1 protein-coding gene is annotated in these 271 nt (G+C 64.2%); it reads left to right on the top strand.

The genetic code is table 11. The annotated features are described in order from the left end of the window. Positions 1-271, top strand: a 271-nt coding sequence (locus SB786_RS36315) for a glutamate synthase-related protein (protein ID WP_410731589.1), incomplete at both ends; no start/stop codon positions are given.

The following is a 271-nucleotide window of genomic DNA, read 5'->3' on the forward strand; positions in this document are numbered from 1 at the left end:
CCAAGATCAAGCAGGTGGCCACTGGCCGCTTTGGTGTGACCCCGGAATACCTGGTCAACGCCGAAGTGCTGCAGATCAAGGTTGCCCAGGGCGCCAAGCCGGGTGAAGGCGGCCAGCTGCCGGGCGGCAAGGTCAACGGCCTGATCGCCAAGCTGCGTTATGCGGTACCGGGCGTGACCCTGATCTCGCCGCCGCCGCACCACGATATCTACTCGATCGAAGACCTGGCGCAGCTGATCTACGACCTCAAGCAGGTCAACCCGCAGGCGCT

It is taken from the genome of Burkholderia sp. SIMBA_062, assembly GCF_046534765.1.
GTDB classification, from domain to species: domain Bacteria; phylum Pseudomonadota; class Gammaproteobacteria; order Burkholderiales; family Burkholderiaceae; genus Burkholderia; species Burkholderia ambifaria.